Here is a 25,804-nt window from a genome sequence, read left to right as displayed (position 1 = left end):
AAAAGATCGCGACTTTTTAATGTCCTAATGATTTCTTGCCTAGGAGTCTTACGCTATTTCGCGGTGTGATATGAACTGGAATAAATTGTGAGTCATCATCCTTCAATAGACTCCTAACCGCGATGAGTCCCATTTGATAAAAGTCCTGAGTTACGCTTGTAATAGTTGGGATGGTAATGTCACAGAGAAAGGTTCCATCGATACTAATAAATGACAGGTCTTTTGGAATATCAAGGCCCAGTAAATGAGCCTCTCTGATCATTCCCACGGCCACCATATCACTAGCTGTGATGACCGCGTCAAGATTCTTATTTATTAATGTTTTGAGCATATTTTGTTGAGGACCAAAACTGTAATCCCCATATTCAATCCATTCCATATGAAGGATTAATCCATGTTCAGTCATTGCCCGTTGGTAGCCGTGAAGTCGTTGCTTTCCGGTTGAAGAATGATCAATGCCGGCTAACCCAATCCGTGAGTGTCCACGTTCAATTAAATAACTAGTGGCTGAATAACCAATTTCCTCGTTATTTGAACTTGTAAATTTAAATCCAATATATCGGGGATCATCTTCGTCATAGACCGATACTAACCGACAAGGGGTATTGCTTTCTTGTAAGGTGCGGGCTGCTTGTTCATCAAGGGAGGTTGCGACTAGCAGAATGCCGGCAACGTGTCGTTCGAGGGCAACGCTAATTGCTTGATTAAGCAGTCGGGCGTTATGGTTCCCGGCGTAAAGAATAAACATCTGGTAACCAGCTTTATCTGTCTCTGCTTGAATAGCAGCGATGATATCATTTGAAAAATTTGTTTGAGTATTATTTAAGATAACAGCGATTAACATACTGCTATTGGCAGCTAATTCAGCTGCTGCAAGGTTTTTCTTGTATCCTAGTTCTTTAGCGATTGCTTCAATCTTAGCCGCAGTTTCGGGACGGTAGGATTTCGCCTTTTTGGATAAAACGCGAGAAACAGTGGCCGTTGAAACATGGGCCCGTTGAGCAATATCTTTAATTGTTGGCTTCATAGACGGGCTTCCTTTATTATTTTCTTATTAAATCTATTATAATGAAATTATGATTTTTTGTAAACGTTTTCAAAAAAGGTGCTTGATAATTATTTAAAACAAAAATAGACCGAAAGAAAATTTTGTTTTCTCTCAGCCTCAACTACTTTTATGAACAATAGTAAGATGACGTGGAACTAGCTTCGCGTCGCTACAAGGCTCGACTCTAAGTGTGAACGATAATCGGCCCATGTTGTGCTAATCATCGTCCTAGCTTAGCCGACCGCCTTGTCGAGGAGGTTATTCCCACTTCTCTACATAACTATTCCTTATTTCCGTTTCGCAATGATAATTTCACGACTGCTTCACAGCGAGCTGTTTGGGGCATCATATCAATTGGTTGAATGTAGTCAACATGATAGACGCTAGTTAACCGCCGTAAGTTGCGAGCGAGAGAAGCCATGCCACATGAGACGTAGGCAAACTTTCGCGGCTTAACTTTTAAGATTTGCTTGATTAATTGGTCATCTAATCCGGTTCGTGGAGGGTCAACAACAAGGGCATCAAAGTTGAGTCCTTCTTTTTGCCAGCGGGGAAGAACTTCTTCTGCTTTGCCGACTTCATATTTAGCGTTAGTAATATTATTTAACTTGGCATTTTCGTTAGCATCGGCGACCGCTTCGGGGATGATTTCCATTCCGCGAACAGCTTTTACCCGCGATGCAAGGGAAAGACCGATTGTCCCGATCCCGGCGTATGCATCAATTAAGGTATCATCCTTGTCTAGTTCAAGGGCCTTAGAAGCTTCTTCGTACAATACCTCTGTTTGTTCGGGATTTAGCTGGAGGAATGACCGCGCTGAGAGTTTAAAATCAAGTCCCATCAAGCTTTCAAGGATTGAATCTTTGCCAGCAAGGTGGATCATTTTATCACCCCAGACTAAGGGTGTATCACCAGGGTTAACGTTTTGCATAACTGAAACAACTGCTGGTAATTCTTTTTCAATGCGTTCAAGCAAGTCGCGTTTGTGAGGAAGCTTAGCAGAATTAGTAATGAAAGTTAATTGAACTTCCCCAGTTGACCATGATTCCCGGACGGCTAAGGTCTTGATGATGCCGCTATTGTGTTTTTCATCATAAACTGGGATTTGCAAGTCTTCGATCATCTTCGTAACGGCTCGGACTGTCTCCATTGTCCGGGGCATTTGAACAGCACAAGTCTCCATATCAACGAGGGTATGACTGTTTGGCTGGTAAAGACCGGCTGATACTTTGCCATTGACCATTCGGATTTGAAACTGGGCCTTGTTACGGTAACCATATTCTTCAGGAGCTGCAATAGTTGGACGAACATCATAATTACGGAAGCCGTATGGTTGAAATTTTTCAAGACTATCGATGATTACTTGCCGTTTAAATTTTAATTGTTGTTGGTAAGCGAGGTTTTCAAGTTCAAAACCACCAGCGATATCAGCATACTCATCTCGTGGTGTAACCCGATCCCGACTCTTTTTCCGGATGCGGTGAATTTTAGCTTCAAGATAGCGTGGGAGAACGCGCGTAACTTCCGCGACTACGACTTCATTTGGCAGGGCACCGGGGACAAAACATACCTTGTGCTTATAGTAGCCGATTCCGTGCCCGTTAACGCCTAGACGACGAATTGTGAGCGGGAAACGTTTCCCGACCCATACATCAACATCTTGTTCATGCTGTTTAGTTTGTGACATATTATTTCTCCGTTCTATTAATTCAATGTGTTGACTATTTTAGCACATCTCCAAATATTACTGGACAAATATGTCGGGGGATGAAGAAACACGTAATCAATTTTCAGAATGCTAACTTAGCCAAGCTTATAATCAATTGTTATGGAAATGGTCAATTAAGTGTGCATATTACTAATAATATGTTTTTTGATTGAGTAAAATATAGTAGAATAACAATGTGAAATGTTGCATAAATAACTTAAAGGAAGTGACACGTTTGAAAATTGCTGCAATTGCCGGGTCAAATGCTAATCATTCATACAACCGGATGTTATTAGAGTTTATTGCCCGTCATTTTAGTAATGATGATATTGATGTGATTGATATTCGTCAAGTGCCAATGTTTAATGAAAATTATAAAGGAAAGATTCCTGAGGTTGTTGCTGATATTGATCGTCGTGTTTCAAGCGCCGATGCTGTTATTATTGCTAGCCCCGAATACAACCACTCTGTTACCTCTGCTTTAAAGAGTGTAATTGAATGGCTTTCCTATGAAGTTCACCCATTAGAAAATAAGCCGGTCATGATCATCGGGGCTTCTACCCATGACCAAGGCTCATCTCGTTCCCAAGTTCAATTACGAGATATTTTGATCTCGCCAGGTGTTAATGCTTATATTTTCCAAAACGAAGAGTTCTTTATGAGTGATGCTGCTCATATCATTGATAAAGATGGTGACATTGCTAATGAAACGACTATTCATTTCTTAGAAAAATGTATGCGCGAATTCAAACGTTACGCCAAGGCAATCAATCGTATGGTTGCTGAAAAGAAGGAGGCGAACAAGTAATGAAAATCCTTGCTTTAGTCGGAACTAATGCCAATTTTTCATATAATCGGATTTTGCTTAAATACATGAAAAAGCACTTCCGTCAAATGGCTGATATTGAGATCGCTGAAATTAGCCAATTGCCACCATTTAGCGTTGATACCCCTCTTTCTGAACAAACAGAGGTATGGAAGTTAAAGCAAAAGGTTAAAGCTGCTGATGGAGTTATCTTCTCTACTCCTGAATATGATCATGGTATTCCTGCTGCCTTAAAGAGTACGGTTGAATGGCTTTCTTACAAGACCGATGTGTTAAAGCACAAGCCGGTTATGGTTGTCGGTGTATCCTATGGACGCCAAGCTTCTGCAAGATCTCAAGTTCAAATGCGTCAGATTTTGGTTTCTCCTGATTGTGATGCTAACTTGTTGCCAGGTAATGAAGTTTTGATTGGTAATGCTAGTCATTCCTTCTCGAAAGATGGTCGATTAATTAATGCGGAAGCACGTGATAACCTTGAAAACTGCTTTACTCATTTTGTGGAATACATTCAAATCTTTGAAAATGTAAATAAGGAGGGACTGGATATGTCCATTAAACAACCAACGATCAGTGAAGCTTATATTAACTTCCCTACTGGTCGGTTGACATTAAAAGAAGTTCAACAAATCTTCAGTACAATCCCATTTGAAATTGACTTAATCGACAGTACTGACCATTTCGCATGGTTCTCTGACAAGCCAAATCGGGAACATGTTCGGAATGTAGCTTCTCTTGGGGAAACTGTTCAAGAATGTCATCCACCGTTAGCTGTTCCGGCTGTTATGAAGATTATTAACAGTTTCCGAGATGGTGAAAAAGACGTTGTTACTCGTCCATTATGGATGAATGGTCACCGTTCATTGATCCAATACTACGCTTTACGTGATGTTAATGGTCATTACCTTGGAACCATTGAATTTACTGGTAATGTGGAATATATTCTTAACCTCTTTGAAAATGGTGCATGGAGTACTGATGGTAACACTGGTGCATCTAAGCATGAAGAGGCTAATGATAACAGTGAAGAAGCTGACAGTGTTGATGCATCAACTGGTGCTTCAGAATCAAGCGATGATGATAACACTGACAATGATAGTGAAGTGGTTGCGACCCCAGCACCAGCAGCAAACGATGATACTGATGCGGACGCTACAACTGGCGCATCCGATGCAGGCAGCGTAGACGCAAATGATGATGAGGCAGATGCTACAACAGGTGCATCCGAAAACTAGTTATGAATAATGAATTGATGGCGCAGCGGCATGTGATGACTCATCACGCTCTCGGAACTCGCATAAATTTAACGATTTTTGGCAATAAATATTTTTCATTGTTAAAGAAATCCATGGACCTAATTGACCGCTATGAGGACCAATTAACGGTTAACCGTAATGAATCAGAAGTAATGTCGGTAAATCATGGTGCGGGGAAAACTCCGAAAATGGTATCGCCAACTACTTTTGACCTCATTGAGCTGGCAGTGAAATATAGTCGGGAAAACTTTGGCTTTAACGCTTTGATTGGCCCGTTAGTAAAATTATGGAAAATTGGTTTTGCAGGAGCACACGTGCCAAGTGATGCTGAGATCAAAGAGCGGTTAAAGTTGATCGACCCTTATAAAGTATTGCTGAACCGAGACGCACGGACGGTATATTTAGAAGAGCCGGGGATGGAATTAGACCTTGGCGGAATTGCGAAGGGCTATATTGCGGATCGTATTCGTGATCTTTGGATTGAAGCTGGAGTTCCCGCGGGAATTATCGACTTAGGGGGAAACCTCTTATTTGTTGGTAAGTCGCCACGGCGGGATGATGGACAGTGGATCATCGGTGTGCAGGATCCGCAATTACATCGTGGTGAAAATCTGGCAACTGTTCGCGAGCCTGCTTGTTCGGCCGTTACATCTGGGATTTATGAACGATTTTTGATCAAAAATGGTCGTCGTTATCACCATTTACTAGATCCACGAACAGGATACCCGTTAGAGACTGATTTGAGCAGCGTGACTGTTTTTACTAATCAATCGGTAATGGGTGAAATTGAGGCTAAGCGACTTTTCTTTAATGGCGAACCACTCGCGGACTGGGAAGCACGTCCTGGCAACCGTGGCGCTATCTTTATTCATAATGATGAATCAATGGTAAATGTTGGTTTTGAATAAAATTTAATTTCATTTAAGCGTGACTAAGTGAGATACTTAGTCACGCTTTTTGTTTAACATATGATTAGTTTATAAAATGCTTTTAAGATCTGTATATCCATCTCACCTTAATCCTTTCATAGATCTTCGCGAGGTATGTCAATTTAAAAACGCATATAATTAACAGCATTACATTAATTGATAACGATATTTATGTCATGTTATTAGGAGGAGTTAAGCGATGGTATCAAATGGTGTAGCTTTAGTTCTTATAGGTTTCACATTTATTTATGGAAATGAATGCTTCTGTGGATACAATTATGGAAGCAAATTAATGGGCTGCTGATCAAACCGCTGAATCGACATAAATGAGTAATGATGCTACCAAGAAGATCAGTGCATTAGCTAGTTTGAGGCTTTTAACATCTTTAGTTACGAAAGCCATGCCGTTAGCTGACTTAACTAATTCTGACGTCATCGCTTTAATAACACATTTCTCGACTAAATCTTCATGAAGTTCAACAATTAAACCGCATGATACTTTTTATGGCCTTAATATAAATATTTTTTTGAAGTTCTTGTTTTTGTGGACCACTAAGGTTGGGATTTTATTATAGGTGTTAATAATTTAAAAAATATAAAAAAGGAAGTAGGATTAATAGTGGTAATGATTTATGTATTAGTATGATATTTTTGGGGAGGAGCAAATTATGTTGTCAAAGAATAATCGAAAAGAACAACTTTTTAAGCAAGAACCTAAGAAACAACGGTTTACAATTAAGAAACTGACAATCGGTGTCGCTTCGGTATTAATCGGTTTTACGTTTATGGGAATAAACGCTTCTGCAGATGCGGCAACAGAGACTCATAGTAATACTGCTGATCAAGAAGCGATTCAAACAAATATCAATCCAGATTCAACGGTTCTGAATAATGAGCAAACTAATCTATCTAACTTGCCCACTAAAGCTAACCCAGTTACTAATGACAGTACAAATAATGTGATGCCAAATGATACTGGTAAGCAAAACTTGGCAACCAATCAGGAAACTGGTCAAAATGAAAGTGCGCAAAATACAACTACAATGGCTGTGCAAACTAACGGAGTACAATCAGTTAGTGATTATTCGCAATTCTTGAATGCATTACAGAGTGCCAATGTAAGCACAATTAAGTTAAATCAAAATATTGATTTCAGTAATGCTAATTTAAATAATGATAACTATCAGGACATAAACAACTATGGGATTGCTCGTACAGTAACAATTGATGGGCAAAATCAATATGCTTTAAATATGGGGAATAACTACATTGATCTTGACAGTAATACTTACTATGAACCAAATGCAAGTAATCCTACCCGTAATTGGAATGTCGTTTTAAAGGATTTAAATCTTCAAACAACTAGCGGATATGGTCCATTTTGGTTTAACAGCGCTACTTCTAACGATAGTACATTGACCTTTAATGGAGTTACGACCAGTAAAGATTCAGGTCAATTGCTTAATAATTCAACAACTTCCTCATATCCTAATGTCAATGTTAATTTTGAGGGACAGAATAAATTACAAGGCAGTCTAAATAATTCAAATATTACTAGTTCAGCTTTAATTCAAGCAAATAATGTTAACTTTAGTAATGGGTCGACCGTATTTACGGCAAATAATAATAGTTCAAGTGACTTAGCAGATATTGAGGCCTCGGGTAATGTTGTGGTAGATGGTAGTGCTCAAGTTGATTTTAACAGTGAAGCTACTTCAAATATGGCAGGTATTTCATTTGCTGATGGTGGCGCTGGCAATCAAACAATTGATAATGCAACTTCGGGCGTATTGCGTTTGATGCCTAATGCCCAAGTAACAATGGAATTAGGCTTGGGAGCTTCGATGGGAGTTAACAATGCAAGTAATCTTGACCTCCAAGATAATTCGTCGTTAAAAATTACCACTAGCAAAATGAATACAACTGGCTTTCGTTCTGCTGGTGTAGTTGGCTTGGATTATGATGGCGATACAAATGATAGTACCGTCAGAATTAGTCCCAATGCCTTGCTCTCGGTCATTCGAACTAATGTGAGTGATTCTGATGCACCTTTGCTTGCAATGGGGCCAAGCAGTGGGGATGGTGAGATTTATCACCTTGAAGTAAATGGCGGTAGCTTGAATTTACAAGATTCCGCTTACTCATCTTATCTTCCATCTTCCTATACATTGTCTAAGGGAGATTATAGTAATGGTTGGCCAGCTATTTTAACTATGTGGGGAACAAGCAGTCAGGACTACCTTAATTTCGATAATGCAAAATTAATTAATTTGCAACGTACTACACCTAATAAACCAGGATATTTAATTAAAACTGAAGGTGCAGGAGATGTTGCTTCTCACCAAACCCACATTGTAATCAACTCAGCTAATAGTACGTATAATACTCCATTAACTATAATTCCTGCTGGTGAAACTGAGCCAGTAACTTGGAATATTAAATACTTAAATAATACTAGTCAGGGTGGAGACTACGCTTATGCCTTTCGTTCATATCGTGACTTTGGCGACTGGAATAATGAAGGCTCTGAATATATGAATGGATCGGTCAATGATGATACTCCAGCTAAAGGTGTTAATGAAGTTGTATTAACACCGAATGCTTCTGATCCAGGTTCAAATAGCTTCTCTAACGGCGCGGTTGTACCTGAGGGAAATGAAACTAAAGCCTCAAAAGCCTTGAATGATTTTATTAATCACTTTAGTTGGTGGAATACTTCAGGTGTTAAATTTGGTTCAAGTTTAGAAGAAAATAATCAATATACACCATCATATAAACCAGTAACTGTTGAACAAGGTAAAACTGCGACTGATGATCCAGCATTTACGGATCAAGATGGTAAAGATACTACTGCTCCAACTGGAACGACATTTACTACAGGTACTGATACACCAGGCTGGGCAACTATTGATCCATCAACTGGTACTGTAACTGTTAAACCAGAAAATACTGTAACTCCAGGTGCTTACAACATCCCTGTGACAGTAACTTACCCAGATACGAGTACTAACGAGACGACTGTTCCAGTAATTGTTACTAAGGCTGGCCAAACAGTAACTTGGGGTGATAATGGTGCAATTGTCACGACAGTTGATACCTCTAAGCTTAATGCGCACGAAACTACTGAAAATTCACAAGTTCTTTCTGCCGCTGGTGTCATAAGCGCGGAAGGCTACGAGTTAACAGATGGCAAGCTTTCAACTACTCCAACTGCAATTACGATTGATCCGTCAACTGTCAGTTGGACAACTGCTCCAGATACTAATGTGGAAACAGCTACCGCTAGTGGTAAAGGTATTACAACTAGCATTAATGTTGACTTTGCTAATAATGACGCAGCTAAGAATATCTTGGGTGCAAAGAATGATGTTGTAACTACTAAGCCATTTACGATTCTTGCTAAAGGTGCCGGTGCTAAGAATGTTACGGTTCCAGTAAACATTCAATATCAATCTGATTTGACGGCTGAGCAATTTAGCCAATTAGTTGATAACAATATTCCAAGCGAGGAGATTGCATCTACTACTTGGGCAACTAAGCCGAATGAACAAGGTCAAGACGGTGTTATTAAAATTACCTTTACCGACAAGGCGGCAAATGGTGAACCAACCTACTTGAACGTTAATATTCCAGCAAGTTCGCTTAAAGTAACTACTGATGCTGACAAATACGCACCAAAAGGGCAAACTATCATTATTAAACAAGGTGAAACTCCTAGTGCTCCAGATGGAATTGGGAATAAAGATCAATTGCCAAAGGATACAACTTACACTTGGCAAAATACTCCAAATAACAATGAACCAGGTAAGAAGCCAGCAGTAGTTGTCGTCACTTACCCCGATGGTTCTAAGACTAATGTACCAACTAATATAATTGTTGACGCAAATCCTGAAGTTAAACCAATTACAACCACCGTTAATGGCACGCCAGCTGCGGCCGAAGGAATTGCTAACTTAGATAATGGTGGTTCTACTCCAGTTGATGGTTATCCATCTAGCGCAACTTGGACGACTGCCCCAGATACTTCTAAGCCAGGTGCGACTACTGGTGTTGCTAAAGTAACTTATCCGGATGGTACGACTGAAACTGTTACTATTCCTGTTGCTGTAAATGGTGGTGGGGATGTTGTTATCATCGATAATGGTCATGTCTTTAGTCTTTATGCTAATAATGTCGTAACGCACAAGACTTCAAACGCAAATATTATTGGCGAACCAGTAATTGAAAACTTTAAGTTGAGCTACTACGAAGATGGTCAAAATTATAGTAAGCCATACATTTACACTTTAAACACAAAGAAGGGTGCATATGAACTTACTCAAATAGGTGATCTGCCCGCTGATTATACTGGAAATATTCCGCAAAGTATCCCAGTGAGTGAAATTTCAGCTATTTGGACTCCAGCAGGTACAGAATTTGGTATTCCGGGAGTAACTGGTCAAGGTCAACCATCAAGTTTAGCTTCTGCTGCTAATAATGGTACTGAGACAATTACTTATACTGGTGACACTAATACGCAAGGCAATCAATATATTTATCCGATGTATTCAGCAACTGTTGATACTTCTAAAGTAGATTGGCCAATCTTTGGCAAGGGACCAAGCGCTATTCACCCATTCCCATTTGTTTATATTTATGGTGCTGAGGCTAATGGCACTATTCCATCAGTTAACTCAGATACAACTGATTTGAAGGCAGCTTTAGGGGATGCTTCAAAGCTTGTAAATACTAGTGATTTAACTGCTGCTCATAATGCTGAAATTAGTTCAGTTGCTTGGCAAAAATTACCATCACTTGAAGAAGCAAATGCTAAGGCTCCGGCAACAGTAAGAATTAACTTTACTGATGGCAGTTATCTTGATGTTCCAGTAGCTGTAAATGTGATTAAAGTTGACCAAGGTGTTGATAACAAGACTAATTCCGAAATTTACCGTGACATTACTCGGACAATCAATGTTCAAGGTGAAGACAAGCCATACATTCAACATGTTATCTACAGTCGTGCTAAAATAACTGATTTTTCTAAGCCAGCAGATCAACAAGTATCTTATACTGACTGGGTTGCTGCTAAAAATAGTGACGGGCAAGCAGTAACGAACTTCCCACAATTCAACATAACTAAGCCAGGCTACACTGCAACTGCCACTGGAGCAACTATTCAAACTGTTGATGGCAAGGAATACGTTCCAGCTTCCGCCACCATCACTCCAGATTCTCAAAATGAAGTAGTTGATGTAACTTACACTGCTAATGCACACACGCTAGTAATCAATTATGTTGATGGTAGTGGTGCTGTAATAGGTACTTACAAGGTTCCTGGTAAGACTGGTGAAAAAGTTAGCGTTAATGTACCTGGGAATGTTCCAGCTAACTGGCAATTAGTTCCAAATCAACAAGTTCTCGGATCTTATACGTTTGGTGCAAATGATCCACAACCCGTAGACTACAAAGTTGAACATGGAACAGCAGTCGTTCCTGTTGATAAGAACAACAAGAATACTTACCGTACGATTACTCAAACTATCCAAGAAGTTCTAGTTGGACAGAATAAAGCTACAACAGTAAGAAGCATTACTGTTCCATTCCAACGGACAGGTATTAAAGACTTAGTAACTGGTGTTATTGCTTGGAATGCATGGCAAGGTCCAGAGGGTTCGGTTGATAAAGATGGTCAATCAACCTACATGATTCCTGCTTACACTATTACCACACAAAAAGGATACGATACTTATGTAAATGGTGAAAAGAACACTGCCAACCAAATTCCAGCTGTTGATGTAACTGCTACTTCCAAAAACATTACTGACACCATCACTTATGTCAGAGAAGGTTCAACGCCAGTACCATATAATCCTTCTAATAAGGATATGAATATGTCTGTAACCCGAACCATTAATTATGAAGTGCCAACAGGTCATTCAATGATTACACCCGTAACACAAACGATTGAGTATATTCGAGATAACGATGGTGTGGCTGGCTACCAAGATCCAGTAACTGGTGACATTACTTGGAACCCATGGCATGTTAAGAATGGGGATGCTCAATTCCCATCAACTGGTGTTACCCAAATTGACGGCTATGACTCATATGTTGATGGTACAAAGGCTACTGAAGTTCCGGCTGTTGATGTTGTAGAAAAAGATGGGACTCCACAAAATGGTAAGAATGTAACCGTAAGCTACCAGAAGCAAAGTATTACTCAAACTGATGCTGACAAGTACACTCCACAAGGCCGGAATATTACTGTTGACAAGGGCGCTAAGGTTCCAGATCCTGCTACTGCAATCACCAACAAGGATCAATTACCAGGCGGCACCAAGTACACTTGGGAAACTACCCCTAATACTAATAAGGTTGGCGTTCAACCAGCAGTAGTTGTTGTGACCTATCCAGACGGTTCCGAAGATAAGGTGCCAGTCGTTATTACAGTTAAGAATTCCGGAACTCAACCAGGAACTATGACTGATGCTGATAAGTACAATCCAGAGCCACAGACTGTTACTGTCAAGAAGGGTGAAACTCCAAACCCTGCAGATGGTATCAAGAACAAGAGTGACTTACCAGATGGGGCTAAGTACACTTGGAAGGACACTCCTGATACAACAACTCCAGGTGACAAGCCAGCAGTTATCGTTGTAACCTACCCAGACGGCTCGAAGGATGAAGTACCCGTAACCATCCACGTAACGAACCCAGCAACGGATGCCAACAAGTACACGCCAGAAACGCAACCAATTACTACTCCGGAAGGTAAGGTTCCTAATCCAGCAGACGGTATTAAGAACAAGGCTGATCTCCCCGATGGCACCAAGTATACTTGGACAAACCCAGATCAAGTCTCACAAGATGTTAAGACGCCAGGTTCGCATACTGAAACAATTACAGTAACTTATCCAGACGGTTCCAAAGATACAGTTACAGTAACTGTGAATGTTCCTGCACCTGAAGGCAAAGATATTACAACTGATCAAGGCAAACTTCCTAACCCTGCAGATGCAATTAAGAACAAAGATCAGATGCCAAATGGTACAACTTACACTTGGAAGCAAGAGCCTGATGTTTCAACACCTGGTGACCATACTGGTGTAGTTGAAGTCCACTTCCCAGACGGAACTACCTATGACGTAACTGTTACTATTCATGTTAATGCTGTAATCCCAGAAAACAGTGGCAACACAAATGGCGGTAATAGTACACCTAGTCACCAGAACGGCAATGCAACCAATAATACCAATGCAATTAATACTACCTCTACTAATGCTGGTTCAGTAATTGAAAATGTAACTGGTCAATCACAAAATAGCGCAAACAATACTGATAGCCAGCAACCAGCAAAGGCATTGCCACAAACTGGTAATAATTCTTCTGAGTTCAGTGCATTAGCTGGCTTGAGTCTTGCTGCTTTTGCAAGTCTCTTCGGTTTCGTGGGTCACGATAAGAAACGCAAAGCTGATAAATAATTAAGATAACATCATTTCTCCCTCCTGAAAGATATAACTTAATTAAAAGCGCTGAACTAAAGAAGTGCGGATACTCATCAAGAATGGTGAGTATCCGCACTTTTTGCGTTATTTATACAATGATAAAATTATTGGTGAAAGATGGGGGGACGAAGGTTATATAAAAGAGGTTGAATTTTCAAAAATGATTCTTGTTGCAACTGGTATCATAGAGTTTTAATGGTTGTAATGCTTTTGCTGGCGATAAATAAAACTGAACAATTCGCCTCTGGAATTGAATGAAATTTTCTTCATATCTTCCTAAAAATATTTAATAAAAAGGCTGTTTTTTTCAAAAAGATAAACGTTGATATATCAAGGGTTTATCAATGAATAAGTGGAAACGACAAAAATACATTTTAAAAATACTTTCTAAATAGGTTGCCTTTTTTTTAAGAAATTATATATTAGTATTTGTAAACAAGTTATGTGCACTGTTAATTTGTATAATTCGTTTGTCAATAAAACCTAATAAGGGGGACACATAAATTATGTTATCGCATAATAACTGGGAAGAACAAATAAAGAAATATGAGCCTAAACAGCAACGTTTCACCATTAAAAAATTGTCTGTTGGTGTAGCGTCTGTTTTACTAGGTGTAACTTTTGCTGCAGGAACCGCCTCAGCAGATAGTACGACTGCAAATGCTGATTCTGCTTCTGGGAGCGATTCAGCAGAACAAACAGATCATAACCTTACATTAAATTCAGCAAGCACTTCTACTTTGAAGTCTGCTACTGCTGAAAATCAAAGCAACAATGCATCCGCTGCTGTGCAAAATCCAGCAGGGGATATTAAGGCACAAGCTGCTAATGATTACGAAGCTGCTGTTAGCGCTGCTGTTGCTAATGCTTCAAGTGAGGTTGCTAGTGACGCTGCTCAAAACAGTGCATCTGCTGTTCAAAATAGTGCAGCCCAAAACACATCAGCTACTAGCTCAAGTGCACAAGCAAGTGCCGCAAGTGCTATTGCTACACAATCATTTACAGTGAGTTCATCTGCTGTAAACAATAACTTAAACTACGCATCTGTATTCGCTAGTTTAGCTGCAATGCCACAAGCAAACACTGCTGCTCAATCATCAGCCACTAACGCAACGGCAAATAATGATGAATACAGTGGTTATAAGACTGTTACTGACTGGAACGGTCTCCAAAGTGCTGCCTTAAGTGGTGCTCAAGGTGTAAATATTAAGGGTAATATTACACCGGGCTGGTTTGGGAACAGCGACTTAAACATCAATGGTAACTTCACTATCCACGGTGTTGATGGGGCAGTATTAAATCTTGGGCAAAACAAGATTAATAACAACGGTCAATTAACTCTTGCTGATGTAACTGTTAATGGCTCAATCATGGGTAATGGTACTGTTAACATTAAGGGTGCTGTTACTTCAAACGTAAACAGTCTTAACTCATCTGTCCCAACGCAAGATCAATATAACGCTCAAAATTATACTGGTAGTAGAACTAATTTTAAGAACTCAAACATTGCTGCTAGTCGTGTAAATATTGAAAATGGTGCTTCCCTAACTATTAACAGTTCCGAAATTAATGATGGAATTAACTTAGCTGATGGCGGTACTGTTAAAGTTGGCGATAATGCTACTTTAAATGTTAACCTGACTAATTCATCAACTACTGCTACTCGTTACCATGTTGCTGGTGTATTTGCCAAGAATGGTGGTAACTTTATTAGTGGTTACAAGTCAAATGTTAATTTTAATACAGGATTAGGCCAAGCTATTGCTATTGGGGCTACTCGACCAACTGTTACTGACTCAGATCGATTTGGTGGATATGGAGCACGTTCAAGAAACGATGGTCCAACATTAGTTCAATTAGGCGATTCATCAACATTTAACTTCACTGGTCGAGACGGTATTATCCTAGGTAATAATGCTAACTTTATTTCTGGCGAAAATTCTAATGTTCATTTTGAAAATAAAGGCCGTGGGGTTGCCTTAGATTTAGCTAACAACTCAAATATTGAGATTTCTAAACACTCTACTACTTATTTCCATTCTGTTGGTAAGACCGGAACATCAGGTAGTTATGATGGTTACAACTACATTGGTGTTAACGAAGGCGGTAATATTACTGTCGATGAATATGCTACCTTCCGTGTAATTCTTGAAGGTCGTGGCGATAATCCATGGGATGACGTAATTTCCTTAGATTCTAGGAATGCTAACACAAATGCTGCTTTCACTTCTAAGACAGGAGCAATTGTTGACATTCGTGATGACAATACTAACTTTTACGCAGAACTTATTTCATTCCCGCTAGGAAGTGCGAACTCACGCATTGATATTCAAGATCCGTTGATGCTTAACTTGCAACGTTATTCTAATGGTGGTGCAACTACTGGTTGGATGGCAACCGGTGGTGATATGATTAACACTACTTCATCGCAATATACTTCCAACTTGATTTACATGTCAGGCTCTAAAGGAGTATTTAGTGTTAGTGGTGGGGATTATGATCCATCTAATCCTAATAGCTCTGGCTTTGTTGTTTACCAACAAATTAAGTCAGATGGCTCAAAACAAATCTGGCTTAATGTAAATAGCGTTGATATTCCAATGAATGGATTCCAAACTAAAGATATTTGGAATAATCAAGCAAACCCAGACGTATCAATTGCAGGTAATGGTTTAACTGCAGGTATTAAAGCGAACCAAGTTCATAACTTTGATGGGTCTCCATTAACTGGTTCGAATGCACCATACTATGGGATTTCAACCCAACGTGCTAGTCATCAAATTTGGATTCCTCATAGAACGCCGTTGGAAATAACTGGTAATCATACAAATACTATTAAGTATGTTGATGAGCAAGGGAATGAAATTTTCCCAGAAAATACCGCATCCTTAAATTTGAAGCGTAATATTATCCTTGATATTACACAAGAACAAATTAAGAAAATTCAAGATTATGCATTGAACCATACAGCTGATGAAACATTAGAGTATATAAAGAATAGTCAATCAGTTGCTCAAGATTCAGGATGGAAATTTACTAACGGTAGCGGTCAGACAGTGACAGATCCATATGCTACTGTAGAATCACCTAAACTGGATGGCTATACTGCTACTATTCAATCAACTAATGTTCAAGGTTTAAAGGTTGGGGAAGACGGCTCTTCTGTAACTGCTAAATTTGCAATAGATCCATCTGAAGATATAGTTCAAAATGGTGAATTATCAGATAGTTATAAGAACAATGGTATTACTGGAATTCCTGATAACTACGTAACTGTTGTTGTCTATAAGCATGTCGAAAAAGGTTCAGTAAAAGTTGTCTACCACGATGACACTACTAACACTGATATTCCTAATACTGAATACAATACTGGTTCAGTAGATGCTGGAACTAAGGTTGATTACAAGACTTCAACTACTATTCAAGGTCTTGAAAAACAAGGCTATGTATATGTAAGTACTGATGGTACAATCCCAGCTGAAATTGAAGGTAATAAGGACGTAACTGTTACTGTTCATATGAAACATGGTGTACAGCCAGTAACGCCAGATACACCAGATGTTCCAAAGACTCCAGATGGTAAGACTGTTGTTGACCCAGCTAACTTAACTAAGGATGTTAACTTAACTGTTAACTACGTAAATTCAGATGGAACTCAATTTACTGGAACTATTCCATCAAATGCAAAACAAACTGTTACATTTACTGGTAACGCCTATGTTGATAAAGTTACTGGTCAATTGGTAAATGCAACTCAACAAGACGGTAAGTGGATTGTTGATACAAATAATACTGCAACTCCACAAATCACGTGGACTGCTAAAGATGGTAAGACAAGTTTTGAAGGCGTAATTTCTCCATCAGAAACTGGTTACCACGTAGCTAATGTTTCAAGTCATGCCGATGGAAACAACGTAGCACAAATTGATGGCTTAACTAAAGATAGTCAAGACATTACCATCACTGTAACTTACGATAAGGATGTCGCTAAGCAGGGTGCTATTAACGTTACATTCCATGACACTACTAATAATGTGGATATTCCAGGTTACGGTAATCAAAGTGGTCAAGAAGATGTAGGTACTAGCTACACTTACAACCCACAAAACGATATTAAGGCTCTTGAAGACAAAGGTTATGTTGTAGATGGTATTGTTCCAACAATTCCAACCGAAATTACTGAAGGAACTCAAAATATTGTCATCAACATGAAGCACGGTACCAAGCCTGTAGATCCAGATAATCCAACTGACAAGTACACTAAGAGCGACTTACAAAAGCAAGCCACTCGTACTATTAACTATGTTGACAACAATGGGAACAAGATTGCTGATTCAGAAACTTCAACTGTTATTTTCACTGGTTCCGGTACTATTGATACTGTAACTGGTAACTTAGTCAACCTAAATCCTGATCGTTCAATCAAGGACCAAAATGGTCAATTAACTTGGACTTACTCAGTAGACGGTGGAGCTGCTCAAAATGGTAGTTCTTACACATTTGAAGCAACTGCTGCTCGTCCGACTATTACTTATAACGGCTCAGACTACAACTTCACTTCTGTAAACCCAGGTAACTACAATGCTGGAAACGGTGCGGTATCAAGCTACTTAGTAAATAATCAAGATCCACAAAACTTAACTGTTGATGTTATTTACAACAAGCAAGCAACATACCATGCAGGTAAGACTGAAACTAAAGAAGTAACGCGGACCATTAATTACTTAGATGGTAAGACGGGTGAAAAGATTCCATCTGGCCTGATCCAAAACAACCCAGTATCACAAACGGTTAATATGCACCGGACTGAGATTGTTGACAATAATGGTAAGGTAATTGGTTACGGTACAGTAAGTGCAGATGGCAAGTCATATACTATTAACAATGATTATGTTGTTGATGGTAACTGGGCAAGTGTAACCTCACCAGACTTAACTGCTAATGGCTACAAGGCTCCACGCTTTGAAAATGGATCTTCAGCAGCAGAAGTTGCCGCACAAACTGTAGATCAAAACACTACTAATACGACTGTTAATGTTTACTACGACCACAACGAAATTCCAGTTGGCCCAGATACACCAAATAAGCATGGTGTAGATCCAAATGAGTTGACTAAGAATGTTAAGGAAACAGTTCACTATGTTGGTGCGGGCGACAAGACTCCAGCTGATAGTGTTCAAAACTCTAAGTGGACGCGGACAGTTACTGTTGATGCTGTAACTAACGAAATTATTCCAAATGGTCAATACACTACTGACTGGACAATTCCGGATGGTCAAAAAACTACTTATGACCAAGTAAATACGCCAGTTGTAGAAGGTTACTACGCAGACCAAGCAAACGTACCAGCAACTGCCGTAACCCAAGACGACATTGAAAAGACGGTAACTTACAAGCCTGTTGGTAATGTTGTTCCAGTTGATCCAAACGGAAACCCAATTCCAGGTGTACCATCTACACCATTCCCTAACGACCCAACTGACCCAACTAAGACTACTCCAGGTACAAAACCAACTGTTCCAGGCTACCACCCAGAAACTGGTAAGCCAGGCGATCCAGTTGACCCAGTTCCAGGTAACCCAGGTGAAGATGTAAAGGTTCCTTACGTTAAGGACCAAGGTGCAGTACAAGTTATCTACCACGATGACACTACTAACACCACTATTCCAGGCGTTGGCTACAATTCAGGTGACTTAGACGCCGGTACTAAGGTTGAGTACACAACAACTTCCACGATTGCTGATCTTGAAAAGCAAGGTTATGTATATGTATCAACTGATGGTACTATTCCAGCTGAAATTCCAGCAAACGATAGTATCACTGTAACTGTTCACATGAAGCATGGTGTACAACCAGTTACTCCAGATACGCCAACTCCAGATGTTCCAAAGAACACTCCAGCAGAAGCTCGCCCAGATCGATTAACTAAGAAAGTTAACTTGACTGTAAACTACGTAAATGCTGACGGTACTACATTTACTGGTACGATCCCAGCAAATGCTAAGCAAACTGCTACATTTACTGGTACTGCTTATGTTGACAAAGTTACTGGACAATTAGTAAATGCCAAGCAAGAAGATGGCAAGTGGGTAATTGATACTGATGATACTGCTGCTCCACAAATCACTTGGACTAGTGACAAAACCAGCTTTGATAGTGTAACTTCACCAGCTGAAAAGGGCTACCACGTAACTAATGTTTCTGCTCATAAAGATGGTAATAATGTTGCGGCAATTACTGGCTTAACTAAGGATTCTAGTGATATCACTGTTACCGTAACTTACGCTAAGAACGGTACTAAGATTGAAAACCAACAAACTATCCATACCAAGGCAACTGTTCACTATGAAGGTGCTGGGGATCAAACACCAGCTGATAACGTTCAAGACGGCTTTACTTTCGAATATACTGGTGATACTTACGATGCCGAAACTGGTGATAAGCTTAGCGATGGTACTTGGAATGCAACTTCACATGCATACAATGCTGTAACCGTTCCTACTATCAATGGTTACCATACTGAAATCAGTGTCGTTCCATCGAGTGACTTAACTGTTACTCAAGATAAGCCAGAAGTTACTGTAACTGTTAAATATGTTAAGAATGGGGAAGAAGTTGTTAACAAGCAAAATCTTCCAGCATCACAAACAGTTAAATATGTTGATGAAGACGGTAATGCTCTTCGTCCTGAAAAGAAGCAAACTGCTGAATTCATTTACTCAGGTGATACTAAGGACAGTGTAACTGGTCAAATCACTAAGCAGGGTTCATGGAATGAAACTAACCACAGCTTTACTGCTGAAGATGTTCCAAGAATTGATGGTTATGTAGCAGTATCTGGTTACACTAACGAAGGCGGTCAGTACGTTGCTGGTGGCTTTAACGCTGCAAATACTGGTAGTGACGCAGATCGTAACAAGGTATTCACTGTTGTCTACAAGAAGGTTGGTAAGATTATTCCAGTTGGTCCAGATGGCAAGACACCAATTCCAGATGCACCAACGCCAAACTATCCAAACGATCCAACCAACCCAACAGATGTAAAGCCAAATGAGCCAGTTCCAGACGTACCAGGCTACCGTCCAACGGTTCCGACAGTAACTCCAGATAAACCAACTGAAGATACACCAGTTATTTACAACCAAGTACAAAAGGCTGACTTGACAATTGTTGATCAAGATAACAACAATCAACAAATTATTGTTGACGGTGTTACTACTAAGTTCAATGCCGATGGTATCAAAGATGAAAACATTGTCTTCACTGGTACTGAAGCTGCTCAGGCTGCCCTTGAAGCTCGCGGTTACGAATTTGTAAGTTCAAACTTCACTAGTGGCACTAAGTTCGATGATGACGCTAACACGGACCAACACTTCGTAATTGTTATGAAACATGGTCAACAACCAGTAACGCCAACCAACCCAGGTAAGCCAGGCGAACCGATCAACCCTAACGATCCAGATGGACCAAAGTACCCAGATGGTTCTGACCAAGTAACTAAGGATGTTACGCGGACAATCCAATACGTTGACGAAAACGGTGATACAGTAAGCAGTTCAGTAGAACAACCAGTTCACTTCACTGCTCAAGGTGTTCTTGATAAGGTAACTGGTCAATGGATTACCCCATTAACTTGGAGCGGTAGTCAAGCGGTTGCTAGCGTTAAGTCACCTGTAATTGCTGGTTACCACTTAGTAAATGTTGATCGTGATGCCGCTGGTAATGATGTTGCTGGTGTAACTCTTACTCATAGTGACAACAGCTACACAGTAACAGTTAAGTACGCTAAGAACGGAAAGATCATTCCAGTTGACCCAACTGGCAAGCCAATTCCAGACGTACCACAACCACAATACCCAACCGATCCAACTGATCCAACGAAGGTAACACCAAATGAACCGGTACCAACAATTCCTGGCTACACTCCAGAAATTCCAACAGTAACTCCTGATAAGCCAGGTGAGGATACACCAGTTGTTTACCATCAAGATGTTCAAGCTACAGTAAACTACATTGATGATGTTACAGGTCAAACGCTTAAGACTGATACATTACAAGGTGTTGAAGGTAACAAGAGTGATTACTCAACTAAGGGTTCAATCGCCAACTACGAAAGCCAAGGTTACAAGTTAGTAAGCGATGGTTTCCCAGCTGATGGTTACACATTTGCTACTGGTGAACATGTCTTCAATGTCCACTTGACCCACAGTACTTCTCCAGTAGATCCTGATCATCCAGGTGCGGGTTACAGTGCAACTGACTTGAAGAAGACTGTTACTCGGACGATCAACTACCTTGATGGTCAAGGAAATATTGTTGCAAACCAAGTAAGTCAATCATTTGACTTTATCGCTAATGGGACGGTTGACAATGTCACTCACAAGTTGGTTACTGTTGAAAATGGTAAGATCACTGGTGACGGTCAATTGACTTGGAACGCTGCTAAACATGACTTTGATGCTGTTGTATCACCAACGGTCAAAGGGATGCATGTAGCTAACGTAACACCTGCTGATCAAAAGGCCGGCGATAACGTTGCTAAGACAACGATTAACAACCAGAGCGGTAACATTGTTGTAAATGTTTACTACGCTCCAAATGGTACTCACCAAGATGGCGCTAAGACTGTTCCGTCAACACAAACTGTTACATTCGTTGATGAAGACGGCAATGAACTTCACGCTCCAGCTGTTAGTGACTTCACCTTTAGCCGGACTCCAGATGTAACTGATCCAGAAGGTAATGTTACTGAAGGTTCATGGAACGCTACTAGTCATACTTACGGTACAGTTAATGTTCCGGTAATCCCTGGTTACGTTGCTGAAGTTACAACTGCCGGTGGTAAGACTGCTACAATTGATAACCCTAACGTTACTGATAAGGTTGTCTACAAGAAGGTTGGTAAGATTATTCCAGTTGACCCAACTGGTAAGCCAATTCCAGATACACCAACGCCAAGTTACCCTAATGATCCAACAGATCCAACGAAGGTAACGCCAGATGAACCAGTACCAAGTATTCCTGGTTACACTCCAGATACGCCTACAGTAACTCCAGACAAGCCAACTACTGATACACCAGTAACTTATCGTCAAAATGTTCAAGCTACTGTAACTTACATTGATGATGTAACTGGTTCAACTCTTAAGACTGATACATTAACTGGGCTTGACGGCAAGCCTAGTGATTACTCAACTAAGGGTTCAATTGCCAATTACGAAAGTCAAGGCTACAAGTTAGTAAGCGATGACTTCCCAGCTGATGGATATACATTCTCCACTACTGGTACCCATAGCTTTACTGTTCACTTAACACATGGTACTGAACCAGTTAACCCAGAACATCCAGGTGCTGGTTACGACAAGACTGATTTACAAAAAGAAGTTACGCGGACCATTCACTTTGTTAATACGCAAAACGGTAACCAAGTAGCTGATCCAGTTTCTGAAACTGTTAACTTCACTGCTAATGGAACTGTTGATAAGGTAACTGGCAAGTTAGTAACGGTTGAAAATGGTAAGATTACTGGCCCAGGTCAATTAACGTGGACACCAGCTCAAGATGTTAAGGCCGTTGAGTCACCAGCTATTACTGGCATGCACGTAACTTACGTAAGTCGTGACGCAGATGGTACTAACGTTAAGGGCGTATCACTTACTCACAATGACTCAAGCTATGACGTTTATGTAAACTATGCGCCAAACGGTACAACTACTGAACATGGTCAAAACATTCCAGCTTCACAGACAATTAAGTTTGTTGATGAAAATGGTACTACGCTTCGTGAAAACAATGTTCAAACCAGTGAATTCACTCGAACACCAGATGTAGTTGATTCTGTAACTGGTAAGATAATTACTGAAGGTGTATGGAATGAAACTAGCCACAAGTTCGGCACAATTAACGTTCCAGTAATCGATGGGTACGTTGCTGAAGTTACAACTGCCGGTGGATTGACAGCAACTGCTGAGAATCCAAATGTTGTAACAGAAGTTGTTTACAAGAAGGTTGGTAAGATCATCCCAGTTGATCCAACAGGCAACCCAATTCCAAACGCCCCAACCCCAGGTTACCCTAACGATCCAACCGATCCAACGAAGGTAACGCCGGACGAACCAGTACCAACAATTCCTGGCTACACCCCAGAAGTACCAACAGTAACGCCGAGTGTACCTACTGAAGACACACCAGTTGTTTACCATCCAGTAGACAATACACAAAATGCTCAAGTTCGTTACATTGACTTAACTAACAATGAAGAACTTGCTAACTCTGGTAACTTAAGTGGTCAACCAGGCGACAAGATTAACTACAGTACGGCTGACGAAATTAAGAATCTTGAAGATAAGGGCTATGTTCTTGTTAACGACGGTTTCCCAACGGACGCTGCCTTTGATAATAATAAGGATCATGATCAAGTCTTCACTGTTACTTTCCGTCACGGTACCCAACCAGTAACACCAACTAACCCAGGTAAGCCAGGTGAACCAATCAACCCTAACGATCCGGATGGACCTAAGTACCCAGATGGTTCTGACCAAGTAACTAAGGATGTTACACGGACAGTTCAATATGTGGATGAAAATGGTAATAAGGTCAGTGAATCAGTAGAGCAAACTGTTAACTTCACCGCTCAAGGTGTTCTTGATAAGGTGACTGGTCAATGGATCACCCCATTAACTTGGAGTGGTAGTCAATCTGTTGTGGGCGTTAAGACGCCAGTGGTTGAAGGTTACCACGTAGTAAATGTGGACCGTGATGGCAATGGTAACAACGTTGCTGGTGTAACCCTTACTCATGAAAATGACAGTTACACAGTAACAGTTAAATATGCTAAGAACGGTAAGATTATTCCGGTTGACCCAAGTGGTAAGCCAATTCCAAATGTCCCAACTCCACAATACCCAACCGATCCAACTGATCCATCAAAGGTAACGCCGGACGAACCAGTACCAACAATTCCTGGTTACACTCCAAGTGTTCCAACGGTAACACCAACGGATCCTGGTAAGGATACACCAGTGCCATACAACCCAATCGTTAATGATCAAACAGCTGTTGTTAATTATGTTGACCAAGATAACAACAATGCTCAGATCGCAACTTCCGGTAACTTGACTGGTAAGCCAGGTAGTGTAATTAACTACAGTACGGCTGATCAAATCAAGCAACTTGAAAATCAAGGATACGTTCTCGTAAGTGATGGGTTCCCAGCAGGTGCAACATTTGACGATGATGATAATACAACGCAAACTTACACGGTTGTCTTGAAACATGGTCAACAACCAGTAACACCAACTAACCCAGGTAAGCCAGGTGAACCAATCAATCCTAATGATCCAGATGGACCTAAGTATCCAGATGGTTCTGACCAAGTAACTAAGGATGTTACACGGACAATCCAATACGTGGATGAAAATGGTAACAAGGTTAGCGAACCGGTAGAACAAACTGCTCACTTTACAGGTGAGGGAGTTCTTGACAAGGTAACTGGTCAATGGATTACACCGATTACTTGGACTGGTAATGGAAACTTAACTGGCGAAAAGACACCAGTGGTTGAGGGTTACCATGTTGTACGGGTTAGCCGTGATAGTAATGATAATGTTAACGTTGATGGTACAACTGTTAACTATGAAACTGCTGACTACACTGTTACAGTTAGCTACGCTAAGAATGGTAAGATTGTTCCGGTTGACCCAAGTGGTAAGCCAATTCCAAATGTCCCAACCCCACAATACCCAACCGATCCAACTGATCCATCAAAGGTAACGCCGGACGAGCCAGTACCAACAATTCCTGGCTACACTCCAAGTGTTCCAACGGTAACACCAACGGATCCTGGTAAGGATACACCAGTGCCATACACCCCAATCGTTAACGATCAAACAGCTGTTGTTAATTATGTTGACCAAGATAACAACAATGCTCAGATCGCAACTTCTGGTAACTTGACTGGTAAGCCCGGTAGTGTAATTAACTACAGTACCGCTGACCAAATCAAGCAGCTTGAAGACCAAGGTTATGTCCTCGTAAGTGATGGGTTCCCAGCAGGCGCAGTATTTGACAATGATGACAATACTACTCAAACTTACACCGTTGTCCTGAAGCACGGAACCACAACCTTCAAACCGGATAAACCAGGTACACCGGGTGAACCAATTAACCCTAACTACCCAGACGGACCAAAGGTAACTAACGAAGATGTTGACTACCTTAAGGATGTTAAGTTTACTGTCCACTATGTTGGTGCGGGAAACGATAATCCAGCAGACAACGTTCAAAACGCGCAATGGACTCGTTCTATTACGGTTGACAATGTGACTGGCAAGATTATCAGCTCCACAGAATGGGTAAGCAACAAGGGAAGTTATGATGGCGTTAAGACCCCAGTTGTTAATGGTTACCATGCTGACCGAGCACAAGTTGATGGGTCAAGTGTCACGATGGAAGATCAAGAAGCTACAGTTACTTATGTACCAAATGGAAAGATTATTCCAGTTGATCCAACTGGTAACCCAATTCCAGATGTTCCAACCCCACAATACCCAAC

Annotated in this window: 8 protein-coding genes; 5 read left to right on the top strand and 3 right to left on the bottom strand. The window is 40.5% G+C overall.

Going from position 1 to position 25,804, the window contains the following annotated elements; genetic code table 11:
• Window positions 1-16 precede the first annotated feature (16 nt).
• Entirely contained in the window at window positions 17-1,027 is a 1,011-nt protein-coding gene (locus LMB57_RS09360; protein WP_229272563.1) for a LacI family DNA-binding transcriptional regulator, read from the bottom strand.
• Window positions 1,028-1,328: 301 nt separating this feature from the next.
• Window positions 1,329-2,735, bottom strand: coding sequence for a 23S rRNA (uracil(1939)-C(5))-methyltransferase RlmD (gene rlmD, locus LMB57_RS09355; protein ID WP_229272564.1), 1,407 nt, complete (start codon window positions 2,733-2,735; stop codon window positions 1,329-1,331).
• Window positions 2,736-2,991: 256 nt separating this feature from the next.
• Here rlmD and LMB57_RS09350 point away from each other — a divergent pair, with 256 nt between their 5' ends.
• Genes LMB57_RS09350 through LMB57_RS09340 form a run of 3 tightly spaced genes read left to right on the top strand, consistent with a single transcriptional unit; the run spans window position 2,992 to window position 5,743 of the window.
• Window positions 2,992-3,564 (top strand): NADPH-dependent FMN reductase, encoded by a 573-nt coding sequence (locus tag LMB57_RS09350; RefSeq protein WP_229278212.1) that lies wholly within the window; start codon window positions 2,992-2,994, stop codon window positions 3,562-3,564.
• Entirely contained in the window at window positions 3,564-4,814 is a 1,251-nt protein-coding gene (locus LMB57_RS09345; protein WP_229278211.1) for an NAD(P)H-dependent oxidoreductase, read from the top strand. Before LMB57_RS09350 ends, LMB57_RS09345 begins: the two co-directional genes overlap by 1 nt.
• A gap of 2 nt (window positions 4,815-4,816) precedes the next feature.
• Complete coding sequence (locus tag LMB57_RS09340) at window positions 4,817-5,743, top strand: FAD:protein FMN transferase (RefSeq protein ID WP_229272567.1); 927 nt, start codon at window positions 4,817-4,819, stop codon at window positions 5,741-5,743.
• A gap of 325 nt (window positions 5,744-6,068) precedes the next feature.
• On the opposite strand, the gene LMB57_RS09860 is transcribed toward LMB57_RS09340, so the two are convergent.
• Window positions 6,069-6,200: a hypothetical protein gene (locus LMB57_RS09860; RefSeq protein ID WP_267493735.1), complete on the bottom strand. Its 132-nt coding sequence runs from the start codon at window positions 6,198-6,200 to the stop codon at window positions 6,069-6,071.
• A 232-nt stretch (window positions 6,201-6,432) separates the two neighbouring features.
• Between LMB57_RS09860 and LMB57_RS09335 the strand changes: the two genes are divergently transcribed.
• Window positions 6,433-13,227, top strand: coding sequence for a Rib/alpha-like domain-containing protein (locus LMB57_RS09335; protein ID WP_229272568.1), 6,795 nt, complete (start codon window positions 6,433-6,435; stop codon window positions 13,225-13,227).
• 530 nt (window positions 13,228-13,757) lie between these two features.
• Window positions 13,758-25,804, top strand: a 12,047-nt coding sequence (locus tag LMB57_RS09330; protein WP_229278210.1) for a mucin-binding protein, incomplete at its 3' end; no start/stop codon positions are given.

Origin of the sequence: Limosilactobacillus secundus, from assembly GCF_020784695.1 — a bacterium.
GTDB lineage: Bacteria > Bacillota > Bacilli > Lactobacillales > Lactobacillaceae > Limosilactobacillus > Limosilactobacillus reuteri_F.
The sequence above is the reverse complement of the archived record's forward strand: the minus strand, read 5'-3'. Positions and strand labels throughout refer to the sequence as shown.

Coding starts and splice junctions, on each gene's coding strand:
- LMB57_RS09360 (WP_229272563.1), bottom strand. CDS start 1,027: ATGAAGCCAACAATTAAAGATATTGCTCAACGGGCCCATGTTTCAACG.
- rlmD (WP_229272564.1), bottom strand. CDS start 2,735: ATGTCACAAACTAAACAGCATGAACAAGATGTTGATGTATGGGTCGGG.
- LMB57_RS09345 (WP_229278211.1), top strand. CDS start 3,564: ATGAAAATCCTTGCTTTAGTCGGAACTAATGCCAATTTTTCATATAAT.
- LMB57_RS09340 (WP_229272567.1), top strand. CDS start 4,817: ATGAATAATGAATTGATGGCGCAGCGGCATGTGATGACTCATCACGCT.
- LMB57_RS09860 (WP_267493735.1), bottom strand. CDS start 6,200: ATGACGTCAGAATTAGTTAAGTCAGCTAACGGCATGGCTTTCGTAACT.
- LMB57_RS09335 (WP_229272568.1), top strand. CDS start 6,433: ATGTTGTCAAAGAATAATCGAAAAGAACAACTTTTTAAGCAAGAACCT.